At 65.7% G+C, this 13,022-nt stretch carries 13 protein-coding genes; 3 read left to right on the top strand and 10 right to left on the bottom strand.

Annotation, left to right across the window (positions count from 1 at the left end; genetic code table 11):
• The first annotated feature begins 10 nt into the window (after positions 1 to 10).
• A complete protein-coding gene (locus C6P61_RS08390; protein WP_105729482.1) occupies positions 11 to 1,282 on the top strand; it encodes a M48 family metallopeptidase in 1,272 nt (423 codons plus the stop codon).
• 12 nt (positions 1,283 to 1,294) lie between these two features.
• Complete coding sequence (rsgA, locus tag C6P61_RS08385; RefSeq protein ID WP_105729481.1) at positions 1,295 to 2,209, top strand: ribosome small subunit-dependent GTPase A; 915 nt, start codon at positions 1,295 to 1,297, stop codon at positions 2,207 to 2,209.
• 15 nt (positions 2,210 to 2,224) lie between these two features.
• Here rsgA and C6P61_RS08380 read toward each other — a convergent pair whose 3' ends face one another.
• The gene (locus C6P61_RS08380; protein WP_105729480.1) at positions 2,225 to 3,184 is read right to left on the bottom strand and encodes a CobD/CbiB family protein; all 960 of its coding nucleotides are present in this window, start codon (positions 3,182 to 3,184) and stop codon (positions 2,225 to 2,227) included.
• 43 nt (positions 3,185 to 3,227) lie between these two features.
• On the bottom strand, positions 3,228 to 3,890 hold the full coding sequence (locus C6P61_RS08375) for a CoA pyrophosphatase (RefSeq protein WP_105729479.1): 663 nt from the start codon (positions 3,888 to 3,890) through the stop codon (positions 3,228 to 3,230).
• A gap of 222 nt (positions 3,891 to 4,112) precedes the next feature.
• Here C6P61_RS08375 and C6P61_RS08370 point away from each other — a divergent pair, with 222 nt between their 5' ends.
• On the top strand, positions 4,113 to 5,399 hold the full coding sequence (locus C6P61_RS08370; protein WP_105729478.1) for a Glu/Leu/Phe/Val family dehydrogenase: 1,287 nt from the start codon (positions 4,113 to 4,115) through the stop codon (positions 5,397 to 5,399).
• Between the two features lie 12 nt (positions 5,400 to 5,411).
• Here C6P61_RS08370 and C6P61_RS08365 read toward each other — a convergent pair whose 3' ends face one another.
• The 8 genes from C6P61_RS08365 to nuoI all read right to left on the bottom strand — a co-directional run bounded on the left by C6P61_RS08365 (position 5,412) and on the right by nuoI (position 13,013).
• Complete coding sequence (locus C6P61_RS08365) at positions 5,412 to 6,020, bottom strand: NUDIX domain-containing protein (protein ID WP_105729477.1); 609 nt, start codon at positions 6,018 to 6,020, stop codon at positions 5,412 to 5,414.
• A gap of 96 nt (positions 6,021 to 6,116) precedes the next feature.
• The gene (locus C6P61_RS08360) at positions 6,117 to 6,416 is read right to left on the bottom strand and encodes a DUF2818 family protein (RefSeq protein WP_105729476.1); all 300 of its coding nucleotides are present in this window, start codon (positions 6,414 to 6,416) and stop codon (positions 6,117 to 6,119) included.
• 13 nt (positions 6,417 to 6,429) lie between these two features.
• On the bottom strand, positions 6,430 to 7,914 hold the full coding sequence (gene nuoN / locus C6P61_RS08355) for an NADH-quinone oxidoreductase subunit NuoN (protein WP_105729475.1): 1,485 nt from the start codon (positions 7,912 to 7,914) through the stop codon (positions 6,430 to 6,432).
• A gap of 36 nt (positions 7,915 to 7,950) precedes the next feature.
• Positions 7,951 to 9,429 (bottom strand): NADH-quinone oxidoreductase subunit M, encoded by a 1,479-nt coding sequence (locus C6P61_RS08350; protein ID WP_105729474.1) that lies wholly within the window; start codon positions 9,427 to 9,429, stop codon positions 7,951 to 7,953.
• A gap of 13 nt (positions 9,430 to 9,442) precedes the next feature.
• Positions 9,443 to 11,503, bottom strand: a complete 2,061-nt coding sequence (gene nuoL, locus C6P61_RS08345) for an NADH-quinone oxidoreductase subunit L (protein ID WP_105729473.1) — start codon at positions 11,501 to 11,503, stop codon at positions 9,443 to 9,445.
• Positions 11,504 to 11,533: 30 nt separating this feature from the next.
• On the bottom strand, positions 11,534 to 11,842 hold the full coding sequence (gene nuoK, locus C6P61_RS08340; RefSeq protein ID WP_105729472.1) for an NADH-quinone oxidoreductase subunit NuoK: 309 nt from the start codon (positions 11,840 to 11,842) through the stop codon (positions 11,534 to 11,536).
• A complete protein-coding gene (locus C6P61_RS08335) occupies positions 11,839 to 12,474 on the bottom strand; it encodes an NADH-quinone oxidoreductase subunit J (RefSeq protein ID WP_105729471.1) in 636 nt (211 codons plus the stop codon). Before C6P61_RS08335 ends, nuoK begins: the two co-directional genes overlap by 4 nt.
• Positions 12,475 to 12,488: 14 nt before the next feature.
• Entirely contained in the window at positions 12,489 to 13,013 is a 525-nt protein-coding gene (gene nuoI / locus C6P61_RS08330) for an NADH-quinone oxidoreductase subunit NuoI (protein WP_105729470.1), read from the bottom strand.
• Positions 13,014 to 13,022: the final 9 nt, after the last annotated feature.

The raw sequence follows: 13,022 nt of genomic DNA, 5'->3' as shown, positions 1-13,022 counted from the left end.
ACTCGCAGCCATGGATTCCCCCTACTCTTCCCTTGCCACCCTCTGGACGCTGGGCTTTTGCGCCCTGCTGATCGCGGGCCTGCTGACCCGGCTCTGGCTGTCGAGCCGGCAGATTCGCCATGTCGCGCGCCACAGACAGGCGGTGCCGGCGCCGTTCGCGGCCCGCGTGAGCCTGGCAGCACACCAGAAGGCGGCCGACTACACGCTGGCCAAGCTCAGGCTCGAACTGGTCGAGATGGCCTGGAGCGCGGCCCTGCTGCTGGGCTGGACCCTGCTGGGCGGACTCGACCTGCTCAACCAGCTGCTGCGCAGTCAGCTCGGCGACGGCTTGCTGCAACAGGTCGCCTTGCTGGCGGGCTTCTTCGCGATCACGGCCTTGCTCGAGCTGCCCTGGGCCTGGGTGCGCACCTTCCGGGTCGAACAGGCCCATGGCTTCAACCGCATGACCCTGGGGTTGTGGCTGGCCGATGGGCTCAAGTCGGCCACCGTCGGCGCCGCGATCGGCCTGCCGTTTGCCGCCCTGCTGCTGTGGCTCATGGAAGCGGCGGGTTCGCTCTGGTGGGCCTGGTCCTGGGCCGCCTGGCTGAGTCTGAGCCTGCTGACGCTGCTGCTGTATCCGACCCTGATCGCGCCGCTGTTCAACCGCTTCGAACCGCTGGCCGATGCCGCGTTGCGCCAGCGCATCGAGACCCTGATGGCGCGCTGCGGCTTTCGCTCGCGCGGCCTGTTCGTGATGGACGGCAGCAAGCGCAGCGCGCATGCCAACGCCTACTTCACCGGCTTCGGCCCGGCCAAGCGGGTGGTGTTCTTCGACACCCTGCTGCAGCGACTCGCCCCGAGCGAGATCGATGCCGTGCTGGCACACGAACTCGGCCATTTCAGCCGGCGCCACCTGCCCAAGCGGCTGTTCCTGATGGGCAGCATCAGCCTGCTCGGCTTCGCGCTGCTGGGCGAGCTGTCGGGTCAGCTCTGGTTCTACAGCGGCCTGGGCGTGCGGCCCAACCTGGTCGCGCCGAGCAGCGCGTTGGCGCTGCTGCTGTTCATCAACGTCGCGCCGCTGGCCAGCTTCTTCCTGACGCCGCTGCTGAGCCAGCTGTCGCGCCGGCAGGAGTTCGAGGCCGATGCCTATGCCTGCGCCCATGCCGACGGCCAGGACCTGGCCAGCGCGCTGGTCAAGCTGTACCAGGACAATGCCAGCACGCTGACCCCCGACCCGCTCTATGCGCGTTTCTATTACTCCCACCCCCCTGCAGCCGAGCGCCTCGAGCGACTGCCCGCCTGAGACCCTCCCGACATGAATGATTCCCTACGCCCCGGACTGGTCATCGCCGCCTACGGCCGCCACTGCCTGGTCGAGACCGAGACGGGCGAGCGCCTGATCTGCCATCCGCGCGGCAAGAAGAGCCAGGCCGTGGTCGGCGACCGCGTCTGGTGGCAGGCCAGCGCCGACGAAGGCACGATCGAGAAACTGCAGCCACGGCGCAACCTGCTGTATCGCCAGGACGAGATCCGGACCAAGTCCTTTGCCGCCAACCTGGACCAGGTGCTGGTGCTGCTGGCCGCCGAGCCCGAGTTCTCCGAGAGCCAGCTCACGCGCGCGCTGATCGCGGCCCAGGCCGAATCGATCGCGGTGCTGATCGTGCTCAACAAGAGCGACCTCGGCGCCCTGTTCGAGCGCGCCTGGCAGCGGCTCGAACCCTACCGCGCGATGGGCCAGACCGTGCTGGCGCTGTCGCTGCAAGACGGCGCGCAAGCCGGGGTGGAAGCGCTCGAGCAGCAGCTGCAGGGCAAGACCACGCTGGTGCTGGGCCCCTCGGGCGCGGGCAAGAGCACGCTGATCAACCGGCTGGTGCCGGCGGCTCGCGCCCAGACCAACGAGATCTCGCGCGCGCTCAACAGCGGCAAGCACACCACCACCAGCACCACCTGGTACTGGGTCGATGGCGTTGATGGACCCAAGACCACCGCGCTAATCGATTCACCCGGTTTCCAGGAATTCGGCTTGCACCATATCGAGCCGACCCGGCTCGCGCAGCTGATGCCCGACTTCTCGGTCCGGCTTGGTCACTGCCGCTTCTACAACTGCAGCCACCTGCACGAGCCGGGCTGCGCGGTGCGCGATGCGGTCGGCGTCGAAGGCGGCATCAGCGAGAACCGCTACCGCCTCTACGGCGAGCTGTTCGCCGAGCTGTCACAGCCGCGCTACTGAAGCGCTCGACCCAGCTCAGCCGACGCTGCGTGCCAGCGTCATCAGCGCGAGCAGCAGCAGCCACAGCACCACCGAGCGCCAGACCAGCCCGACCAGGCTGGTCAGATGGGCGTTCTGCGGTTCGCGGCCTTCGCTCCAGACATTAGACAGCTCGGGGCCTCCGACCTCGTTGGCACCGAGATTGGCGCCCAACCCGAGGCCGCCGAGCCGGACGTTGATGGCGCCGGCGGTGGCGGCCAGCACGATGCCGTCATTGCTCTGGGCGGCGCGGGTAGCGTCCGAGCGCCAGGCCGCAATCGCCTCCTCGAAGTTGCCGACCACGGCAAAGGCCAGCGCGGTCGCGCGTGCCGGCACATGGTCGATCCAGCGCCAACCCTGGGCGGCCGCCTGCTGCACCGCGCTGCTGGGCGCATCCTGCAGGCGCGGCTGCCAGCGCCGCGCCAGCGACTCGGCCATGCGGTAGAGCACCGCACCGGCCGGCCCGAAACCGAACGCGGCAAAGACCGAATAGGCGAACAGGACGCCGAAGACATGGTGGTGCGCCGCCAGCGCCGAATGCTCGATCACATGGCGCAGCAGCTCCTGGCGCGGCAGCTCGCCGACCTCGACCTGCTGCCATTCGGCCAGCTGGGCACGCGCGGTGGCCTCGTCGTTGGACTCGAGCGCCTGCCGGATCGCGGTGAAGTAATGGCTGAACTGGCGAAACCCGAGCGTCAGGTACAGCACGCCGACCGTCCAGGCAAACACCAGCAGGTCGCTGAAGGGCAACAGCAGCCAGTGCACCAGCGCCGCGAGCAGGGCCGGCACCAGCGCCGCCGCGCTCCAGGCCATCCAGCCATGCGGCGCCTGGCCCGCATCGAGGCTGCGCCTGACCCAGCGCCGCCAGGCCGTTGCCAGGCGATGCGCGGTATTGTCCCGGCCCAGCGGCCGGGCCTGCTCGAGCAGGAGAGCAAGGAAGATGGCGAAGAAACTCATGCCCTGATGATAGCGGCGCGCGGGCCCGGCGGCGCAGCCCGGCTCAGGCGGCCAGGAAATGGTAGAGGTTGCGCAGCATGCCGGCCGTAGCACCCCAGATATAGCGCTCTGCGCCGTCTTGTTGGTAAGGCATCGCGAACCACTCGTGGCGCCGCCCTTCCCAGTCAAGCCCCTGGCGGCGATGGTGCGCCGGGTCCATCAGGAAGGCCAGCGGCACCTCGAACAGGTCAGCCACTTCATGCGGATTGGGCCGGGGTTCGTAGTCGGGCCGCACCAGCGCGACCACCGGCGTGATGCGAAAGGCGCTGCCGGTCAGGTAGTCGGGCAGCAGGCCCAGCACCTCGACCAGATCGGGAGCCAGGCCCACCTCCTCCTCGGCCTCGCGCAGCGCGGCGGCGACCGCATCGGCGTCAGTAGGATCGACCTTGCCGCCCGGAAAGGCAATCTGCCCTTGATGGCTCGGCAGGTGATCGCTGCGGCGCGTCAGCAGCACGGTGGGCAGGTCGCGCAGCACGATCGGCAGCAGGACCGCGGCATGACGCAGCCGCTGGTCTGCGGGCAGGTGCGGGTCGCGCACCGACTCGGGCTGCCAGACCAGCGGGGTGGCAAAGCGCTGGCGCAGCGCGGGGCCAAGCAGGCGCTGGGCCGGCAAGGCGGGCAGCTGGCGGTCGGTGCCGATCAGCGGGGCGGTCCGGGGGTCGAGCATGGGTAGGAGTTTTTCGCTGGCGCGCCGAAACAGGGCTGTGGAGACTCGGGCAATTGTGCCTTGCTGTGCCGCGCTGTGCCGGCCTGAGTGCAGGCCGATCGCGCCCACCCTTTGCAGCCGCCCCTTCCATGCATTTTTTGCATAAAGCATAAAACAATCGGCCTTGGACAGGCAACAGCAGGCTGCTTATGCTCGGCAACTCATTCAACTCGGGTACTGTCCATGAGCCAAGTCCTCAACTCCCTGCCCTCCTACCTGCAAGCCGACCATCTCGGTCCCTGGGGCATCTTCCTGCAGCAGGTCGACCGCGTCACGCCCTATCTGGGCGATCTGTCCCGCTGGGTCGAGACCCTGACCCGGCCCAAGCGCATCCTGATCGTCGACGTGCCGATCCAGATGGATGACGGTCGCATCGCGCATTTCGAGGGCTACCGGGTGCAGCACAACACCTCGCGCGGACCGGGCAAGGGCGGCGTGCGTTTTCACCAGGATGTGACGCTGTCCGAGGTGATGGCGCTGTCGGCCTGGATGTCGATCAAGAACGCGGCGGTCAACGTGCCGTTTGGCGGTGCCAAGGGCGGTATCCGGGTCGATCCGCGCCAGCTCTCGCGCGGCGAGCTCGAGCGGGTGACGCGGCGCTACACCAGCGAGATCGGCCTGATCATCGGCCCGACCAAGGACATCCCGGCGCCCGATGTCAACACCAACGAGCAGGTGATGGCCTGGATGATGGACACCTACTCGATGAACGTCGGCGAGAACGCGACCGGCGTCGTCACCGGCAAGCCGATCGACCTCGGCGGCTCGCTGGGCCGGCGCGAGGCGACCGGGCGCGGCGTGTTCACGGTCGGCCAGGAAGCGGCGGCGCGCATCGGGCTTGAGCTCAAGGGGGCGCGGGTCGCGGTGCAGGGCTTTGGCAACGTCGGCGGCGTCGCGGCACGGCTGTTTGCCGAAGCGGGCGCGCGCGTGGTAGCAGTGCAGGACCATGCCGGCACGGTCTACCAGGACAGCGGGCTGGACCTGGCGGCCCTGCAGGCCCATGTACAACGCCAGGGCTCGGTGCTGGATTTTCCAGGCGCGCAGGCAGTAAGCCAGGACAGCTTCTGGGATGTCGACTGCGACATCCTGATCCCGGCGGCGCTCGAGCAGCAGATCACCGCGGCCAATGCGCACCGGATCAGGGCCAAGCTGGTGATCGAGGGCGCCAACGGCCCGACCACGCCGCAGGCCGACGACATCCTGCATGAGCGTGGCGTGCTGGTGCTGCCCGACGTGATTGCCAACGCCGGTGGCGTGACGGTCAGCTACTTCGAATGGGTGCAGGACTTCTCGAGCTTTTTCTGGAGCGAGGACGAGATCAATGCGCGCCTGATCAAGATCATGCGCGACGCCTTCGCCGCCGTCTGGCAGGTCGCCAGCGAGCACCAGGTCAGCCTGCGCACGGCGACCTTCATCATCGCCTGCCAGCGCATCCTGCGCGCACGCGACCTGCGCGGTCTCTACCCGTGATCTGCCGCTGATCTAGTCCTGGGCCGGTGCGGGCTGCCAGTCCAGCGTCCAGGCGCCCGACCGGGTGTTCTGCAGCCAGAGCAGTCCGGTCAGCGTCTTGCTGTCGGTCAACACGCCGTCACGGCAGGCCGCCAACAGTTCCTCGGGCGTGGCGGCCAGCACGTCGAGGAACTCGCCCTGGTCGAGCTCGCGCTCACCCAGGCTCAGTCCGCGCGCGAACCAGATCTCGATGAACTCGTCGGCATAGGCCAGCACCGGATGCAGCACGCCGGCCTTGGCCCATTCGCGCGCGCTGTAGCCGGTCTCCTCGCGCAGCTCACGCCGGGCACAGGCGAAATGGTCCTCGCCCGGGTCGATCTTGCCGGCCGGGAACTCGAGCAAGGCGCGCTGCAGCGGATAGCGGTACTGGCGCTCGAGCACGACCCGGCCGTCGTCGAGCAGCGGGATCACCATGACGGCGCCGGGATGCTTGATGTATTCGCGCACCGCGCTCGAGCCGTCGGGCAGGCGCACGGTGTCGCGCAGCGCGTGCAGGAAATGGCCTTGGAAGACGGTTGCGCTGTCGACGCAGACCTCGCGCAGATGGGCCGGTTGCAACTCGGGCAGCAGGGGATGGGTCATGTCAGTTCACGCAGGTCAGTTGACAGGGGGTGGGCGCAGAAACGACGAAGCCCCATGACGGGGCTGCGGATGGGGAAACTTCGGGGGCACAGGGGCTCAATGCCGCACCAGATAGCGCCAGACGAAGCCCGGGAAGGCCAGCGTCAGGAACAGGGTGGCGGTGATGGCATAGAACTCCCAGCCCTGGGGGTAGATCTGGCCCAGCGCCTGCTCAAGCGCCAGACCCAGGCCACCGACCAGCAGGTAAAGCAGGGCCAGCTCAAGCAGCCGCAGCGCCAGGCCCTTGTCGCCCGAGCGTGTCGGCCAGCAACCCAGCAGACGCTGGCTCAGGAAAGGCAGGTTGGCGGCTGCCAGGGCAGCCAGCAAGACCAGCCAGACCGACGAAGTCTGGTTCATGCCAATGCGCCGCTCAGTGCCACAGTGCCAGGATGGCCCGGTCGCACAGCATCATCAGGCCGCCCGGCATCAGGCCCAGGCCCAGCACCAGCGCGCCGTTGAGTGCCAGCACGATGCGCTGGTCGGCAGCGGCCTCGATCGCGGCGGTCTGCACCGGAGCGTCGAAGTACATGACCTTGACCACGCGCAGGTAGTAGAAGGCGCCGATCAGCGACATCATGACCGCGAACACCGTCAGGCCGATGTAGATGCCGCCGCCGGCATTGAGCAGCGACTGCAGCACCGAGAACTTGGCCATGAAGCCGACCAGGGGCGGCACGCCCGCGAGCGAGAACATGCAGGCGGTCATGACACCGGCAAACAGCGGGTTGCGCTGGTTCAGGCCGGCCAGGTCCGAGATTTCCTCGGACTCGAAGCCGTCACGCGCCAGCAGCAGGATCACGCCGAAGGTCGCGAGCGTGGTCAACACGTAGGTGATCATGTAGAACATGGCCGAGCTGTAGGCCGCGTTCATGTTGGTACCGTCCTGATCGACGACGCCCGAGGCGAAGGACAGCAGCACGAAGCCCATCTGCGCGATGGTCGAGAAGGCCAGCATGCGCTTGAGGTTGGTCTGCGCCACAGCCGCCAGGTTGCCGATCAGCAGCGAGGCCACGGCCAGCACGATCAGCATCTGCTGCCAATGCCAGACCAGCGGCAGCATGCCTTCGACCAGCAGTCGCATCACGATCGCGAAGGCGGCCAGCTTGGGCGCGCCACCGATCATCAACGTGACGGCAGTCGGAGCGCCGTGGTAGACGTCGGGCACCCACATGTGGAACGGCACGGCGCCCAGCTTGAAGGCCAGGCCGGCGACCACGAACACCAGACCCAGCATCAGCACGGTCTTGTCGATCAAGCCGCTGGAGATCGCTTCCTGCACGCCGGCGAGGTCGAGCGAACCGGTGGCGCCATAGACCAGCGACAGGCCGTAGAGCAGGAAACCGCTGGCCAGCGAGCCGAGCACGAAATACTTCATGGCGGCTTCGGTCGAGCGCAGCTCGTCGCGGCGCAGCGCGACCAGGGCATAACCCGGCAGCGTCAGCAGCTCCAGACCCAGGTACAGGGTCAGGAAATGATGACCCGAGATCATCACGAACATGCCCAGCAGCGAGTAGAGCGACAGCGTGAACAGGTCGCCCGCGCGCAGCATGTCGCGCGCACCGGCATAAGGCCGGCTGTAGACCAGGGTCACCAGCACCGCGAGGGAGGCGAAACCCTTGAGCAGCGAGGCCATGGTGTCGACCACGATCATGTTGCTGAAGGCGTAGACGGTCTCGCCGCTGCCGGCCTGCACGAAATGCAGGGCCGCCACCACCGCGAGCGTCAGCAGCGTCAGGCGGTAGGTCGCGCCGCGCAGCGGGGTCTTGACCGCCAGATCGAACAGGGCGATCAGGCTGGTCATGCCCAGGAGCAGCAGCTCCGGCGCAACCGCCGCCCAGTTGTTACTGTCTATCATTATTGTGCTCTTTCGATACGTTGAGAGGGGTGGGCCTCAGGGCAGCTTGGAGACGGCCACATGCTTGAGCAGCTCGGCCACCGAAGCGTCCATCACGTCGGTGAAGGGCTTGGGATGAATACCCATGTACAGCACCATCACAGCCAGCAGGGCCATGACCAGGAATTCGCGACCGTTGATGTCCTGCAGCGCCTTGACGTCGTCATTGGCAACCGGACCCAGGTAGACGCGCTTGAACATCCAGAGCGAATAGGCGGCGCCGAAGATCAGCGCGCTGGCGGCGACCAGGCCGACCCAGAAGTTGACCTTGATCGCACCCAGGATCACCATCCACTCGCCGACGAAGCCGGCCGTTCCCGGCAGACCGCAGTTGGCCATCGTGAACAGCAGCGCGAAGGCGGCGAACTTGGGCATGGTGTTGACCACGCCGCCGTAGGAAGCGATCTCGCGCGAGTGAACGCGGTCATACAGCACGCCGATGCCGAGGAACATCGCAGCCGAGACGAAGCCGTGCGCAATCATCTGCACGATGGCGCCCGAGACCGCCAGATCGTTGAACAGGAAGAAGCCCAGCGAGACGAAGCCCATGTGGGCGACCGACGAATAGGCCACCAGCTTCTTCATGTCCTGCTGCACCATCGCGACCAGGCCGACATAGACCACGGCCACCAGCGACAGACCGACCATCAGGCCCGACCACTCGTGGGCGGCATCAGGCGTGATCGGCAGCGAGAAGCGCAGGAAGCCGTAGGCACCCAGTTTCAGCATGATCGCGGCCAGCACGGCCGAGCCGCCGGTGGGCGCTTCGACGTGCACGTCAGGCAGCCAGGTGTGGACCGGCCACATCGGGATCTTGACCGCGAAGGCGGCAAAGAAGGCGAAGAACAGCAGGGTCTGCGGCTTGGCGCCCAGCGGCAGCTGGTACCAGACCTGCAGGTCGAAGCTGCCACCCGAGACGTTGTACAGGTAGATCAGCGCCACCAGCATCAGCAGCGAGCCAAGCAAGGTGTAGAGGAAGAACTTGAACGCGGCGTAGATCTTGTTCGGGCCGCCCCAGACGCCGATGATCAGGTACATCGGGATCAGGGTGGCTTCGAAGAAGATGTAGAACAGCATCGCATCCTGCGCGCTGAAGACACCGATCATCAGGCCCGACAGGATCAGGAAGGCGCCCATGTACTGGTTCACGCGCTCCTGGATCACTTCCCAGCTGGCCAGCACCACGATCACGTTGATGAAGGCGGTCAGCAGCACCAGCCACAGCGAGATGCCGTCGATGGCCAGGTGATAGTGGATGTTGAAGGCAGGCACCCACAACACCCGCTCGGCGAACTGCATCGCGGCAGAACCGGTTTCGAAGCCGGTGTAGAGCGGCACCGTCACGGCCAGGCCGGCGACGGAACCGAGCAGCGCGAGCCAGCGCACGGCGCCCACATCACGCTTGTCGCCACCCATGGCGAGTAGAAGGACACCAAACAGGACTGGCGTCCAGATCGCAAGGCTCAGCAAACCCATCTTGTTCTTCTCCTTATTTGGCGAGCTGCACGAAATAGATCATGAAGGCCAGCACGCCTGCGATCATCCAGAACGCGTAGGTATACAGGTAACCGGTCTGGAAGCGGCGCACGAGGCCCGCGACCGCGCCGACGATCTTCCAGCTCAGGTTGACGACGGCGCCTTCGATGATGCCGCGGTCGCCGCCCTTCCAGAGACCCAGGCCCAGGCCACGAGCCGCCTTGGCCAGGATGTTCTCGTTGATCCAGTCCATGAAGTACTTGTTCTCCAGGATCACGATCAGCGGACGCAGGACGCGGGCGAAGAAGGCAGGCACGGCAGGGTTGATCAGGTACATGTACCAGGCCGAGACGGCACCGGCCAGGGCCAGCCAGAACGGCGGCGTGGTCAGGCCGTGCTGGGCCATGGCCAGCGGACCGTGGAATTCGGCGGCGAACTCGGCCAGCGACGGATGCTTGACGGCATCGATCGTGATCGCGTCCTTCAGGAACTCGCCAAACAACATCGGCTCGATCGTGAAGTAGCCGATCAGCACCGAGGGAATCGCCAGCAGCACCAGCGGCAGGGTCACGACCCAGGGCGACTCGTGCGGCTTGCCGTCACCATGGTGGCCATGGTCGTCATGCGGGGCGTGGTCGTCATGGTGATCGTCGTGATGGCCGTGGTGCGCGTCCGGGTTCTGCTCGTAGCGCTCCTGGCCGTGGAAGACCAGGAAGTAGAGGCGGAACGAGTAGAACGAGGTCACGAACACGCCGGCCAGCACCGCGAAGTGGGCGAAACCGGCCGCCGGCAGGTGGCTGAAATGCACCGCCTCGATGATGCTGTCCTTCGAGTAGAAGCCCGAGAACAGCGGCGTGCCGATCAGTGCCAGCGTGCCGAGCACGAAGGTGATCCAGGTGATCGGCATGTACTTGCGCACATTGCCCATCCAGCGGATGTCCTGGTTGTGGTGCAGACCCATGATGACAGAGCCGGCACCGAGGAACAGCAGCGCCTTGAAGAAGGCGTGCGTCATCAGGTGGAACACCGCGACCGAGTAGGCCGAGGCGCCCAGCGCGACCGTCATGTAGCCCAGCTGCGACAGCGTCGAGTAGGCAATCACGCGCTTGATGTCGTTCTGGATGATGCCCAGGAAACCCATGAACAGCGCGGTGATCGAGCCGATCACGAGGATGAAGTTCAGCGCGGTGTCCGACAGCTCATAGATCGGCGACATGCGCGCGACCATGAAGATGCCGGCCGTCACCATGGTGGCGGCGTGGATCAGCGCCGAGATCGGGGTCGGGCCTTCCATCGAGTCCGGCAGCCAGACATGCAGCGGGAACTGGGCCGACTTGCCCATCGCGCCGATGAACAGGCAGATGCCGATCACGGTCACCAGCATCGCGTCCTGCCCCATGATGTACCACGGGAACTCGATCGCGGCCAGCTCAGGCGCCTTGGCGAAGATCTCGGTGTAGTTCAGCGAGCCGGTGTAGGCCGCCAGCAGACCGATGCCGAGGATGAAGCCGAAGTCACCGACACGGTTGACCAGGAAGGCCTTCATGTTGGCGAAGATCGCGGTCGGCTTGTTGAACCAGAAACCGATCAGCAGGTAGGACACCAGGCCGACGGCTTCCCAGCCGAAGAACAGCTGCAGCAGGTTGTTGCTCATGACGAGCATCAGCATGCTGAAGGTGAACAGCGAGATGTAGGCGAAGAAGCGGTTGTAGCCCTCGTCCTCGTGCATGTAGCCGATGGTGTAGAGGTGGACCATCAGCGAGACGAAGGTCACCACGCACATCATCATCGCGGTCAGGCCGTCGACCATGAAGCCGATTTCCATCTTCATGCCGCCGACGACCATCCATTCGTAGATGGTGGCGTTGAAGCGGGCGCCGCCGATCACGTCGTTGAAGGTCATGACCGAGATCACGAGGGCGATGAACACGCCCAGGATGGTCAGGCAGTGGGCGGCACGACGGCCCAACAGGTTACCGCCGAACCGGGTGCCGAGGACGCCGGCCAGCGCGGAGCCGACCAGCGGGGCCATCGGCACCGCCAGCAAGGTGCTTGCAGAGAGGCTTGTACTCATTTTTTGACTTGGCGTTGAACCCTCGAGCCCTTAGCCCTTGAGCGAGTTGAGCTCATCCACGTTGATGGACGACTTGTTGCGGAACAGCAGCACCAGGATGGCGAGGCCGATGGCCGACTCCGCGGCTGCAACGGTCAGGATGAAGAACACGAAAATCTGGCCGTTGAGGTCACCCAGGTAATGGGCGAAGGCCACGAAGTTCATGTTCACCGCCAGCAGCATCAACTCGATCGCCATCAGCAGCACGATCAGGTTCTTGCGGTTCAGGTAGATGCCGACCACCGACAGCGCGAACAGGATCGCGCCCAGCGAGAGGAAATGTCCCAGGGTCAGACTCATGCTTGGCTCTCCGGCTGTTGTGCGGGGCGGGTCACAGGCAGCGACACGACCTGGAGGCGGTCGGCGGCGCGCACCTTGACTTGGATCGAGGGATCGATCGCCTTGCTGTCCTTGCGCGCACGCAGGGTCAGGGCAATCGCGGCAAACATGCCGACCAGCAGGATCACGGCGGCAATCTCGACCGCACCGATGTATTGCGAGTACATCAGCTTGCCGATCTCACGCGTGTTGTTGTGGTCGGCCAAGTGCATCGCGGTCTGTGCGACCTCGGGCGCCACGACCATGTCGGGGAAGCCGACCCACAGCACGCTGATCAGCTCGAAGCCGATGCCCACGCCCATGATGGCCGCGAGCGGGAAGTTCTTCCAGAAGCCTTCGCGCATCTGCTCGACGTTGATGTCGAGCATCATGACCACGAACAGGAACAGCACCATCACGGCGCCCAGGTAGACCAGCACCAGCGTGATGCCGAGGAACTCGGCCTTGAGCAGCAGCCAGATGGCAGCGGCCTGCGAGAAGGCCAGCATCAGGTAGAGCACCGCATGCACGGGACTGCGCGCGGTAACGGTCCGGAAGGCTGCGAACAGCAGCACCGCCGAGAACAGGTAGAAAAATCCGGTCTGGAATTCCATGGTGATCCTTAGCCTCAGCGGTACTTGGCGTCCGCAGCCTTGGCGGCAGCGATCTCGGTTTCGAACTTGTCGCCGACAGCCAGCAGCATGTCCTTGGTGAAGTACAGGTCACCGCGCTTCTCGCCGTGGTACTCCAGGATCTGGGTCTCGACGATGGCATCGACCGGGCAGGCTTCTTCGCAGAAACCGCAGAAGATGCACTTGGTCAGGTCGATGTCGTAGCGGGTGGTGCGGCGCGAACCGTCATCCTGGCGCGGACCAGCTTCGATGGTGATGGCCATCGCCGGGCAGATCGCCTCGCACAGCTTGCAGGCAATGCAGCGCTCCTCGCCGTTGTCGTAACGGCGCTGGGCATGCAGGCCGCGAAAGCGCGGCGACAGCGGAGTCTTTTCTTCGGGGAACTGCACCGTGACCTTGCGGCGGAAGGTGTAGCGGCCGGTCAGGGCCATGCCCTTGAAGAGCTCCGCCAGCATGAAGCTCTTGAAAAAGTCCTTCAGCGAGAAGGGCGCAACGGCGGTGGTCGTCGTGTTAGCAGACATCTTGTTTGG

It is taken from the genome of Malikia spinosa (assembly GCF_002980625.1).
Classification (GTDB): domain Bacteria; phylum Pseudomonadota; class Gammaproteobacteria; order Burkholderiales; family Burkholderiaceae_C; genus Malikia; species Malikia spinosa.
This window is presented reverse-complemented; position numbering and strand designations above follow the sequence as displayed.

Coding starts and splice junctions, on each gene's coding strand:
- C6P61_RS08390 (WP_105729482.1), top strand. CDS start 11: ATGGATTCCCCCTACTCTTCCCTTGCCACCCTCTGGACGCTGGGCTTT.
- rsgA (WP_105729481.1), top strand. CDS start 1,295: ATGAATGATTCCCTACGCCCCGGACTGGTCATCGCCGCCTACGGCCGC.
- C6P61_RS08380 (WP_105729480.1), bottom strand. CDS start 3,184: ATGAGTTTCTTCGCCATCTTCCTTGCTCTCCTGCTCGAGCAGGCCCGG.
- C6P61_RS08375 (WP_105729479.1), bottom strand. CDS start 3,890: ATGCTCGACCCCCGGACCGCCCCGCTGATCGGCACCGACCGCCAGCTG.
- C6P61_RS08370 (WP_105729478.1), top strand. CDS start 4,113: ATGAGCCAAGTCCTCAACTCCCTGCCCTCCTACCTGCAAGCCGACCAT.
- C6P61_RS08365 (WP_105729477.1), bottom strand. CDS start 6,020: ATGACCCATCCCCTGCTGCCCGAGTTGCAACCGGCCCATCTGCGCGAG.
- C6P61_RS08360 (WP_105729476.1), bottom strand. CDS start 6,416: ATGAACCAGACTTCGTCGGTCTGGCTGGTCTTGCTGGCTGCCCTGGCA.
- nuoN (WP_105729475.1), bottom strand. CDS start 7,914: ATGATAGACAGTAACAACTGGGCGGCGGTTGCGCCGGAGCTGCTGCTC.
- C6P61_RS08350 (WP_105729474.1), bottom strand. CDS start 9,429: ATGGGTTTGCTGAGCCTTGCGATCTGGACGCCAGTCCTGTTTGGTGTC.
- nuoL (WP_105729473.1), bottom strand. CDS start 11,503: ATGAGTACAAGCCTCTCTGCAAGCACCTTGCTGGCGGTGCCGATGGCC.
- nuoK (WP_105729472.1), bottom strand. CDS start 11,842: ATGAGTCTGACCCTGGGACATTTCCTCTCGCTGGGCGCGATCCTGTTC.
- C6P61_RS08335 (WP_105729471.1), bottom strand. CDS start 12,474: ATGGAATTCCAGACCGGATTTTTCTACCTGTTCTCGGCGGTGCTGCTG.
- nuoI (WP_105729470.1), bottom strand. CDS start 13,013: ATGTCTGCTAACACGACGACCACCGCCGTTGCGCCCTTCTCGCTGAAG.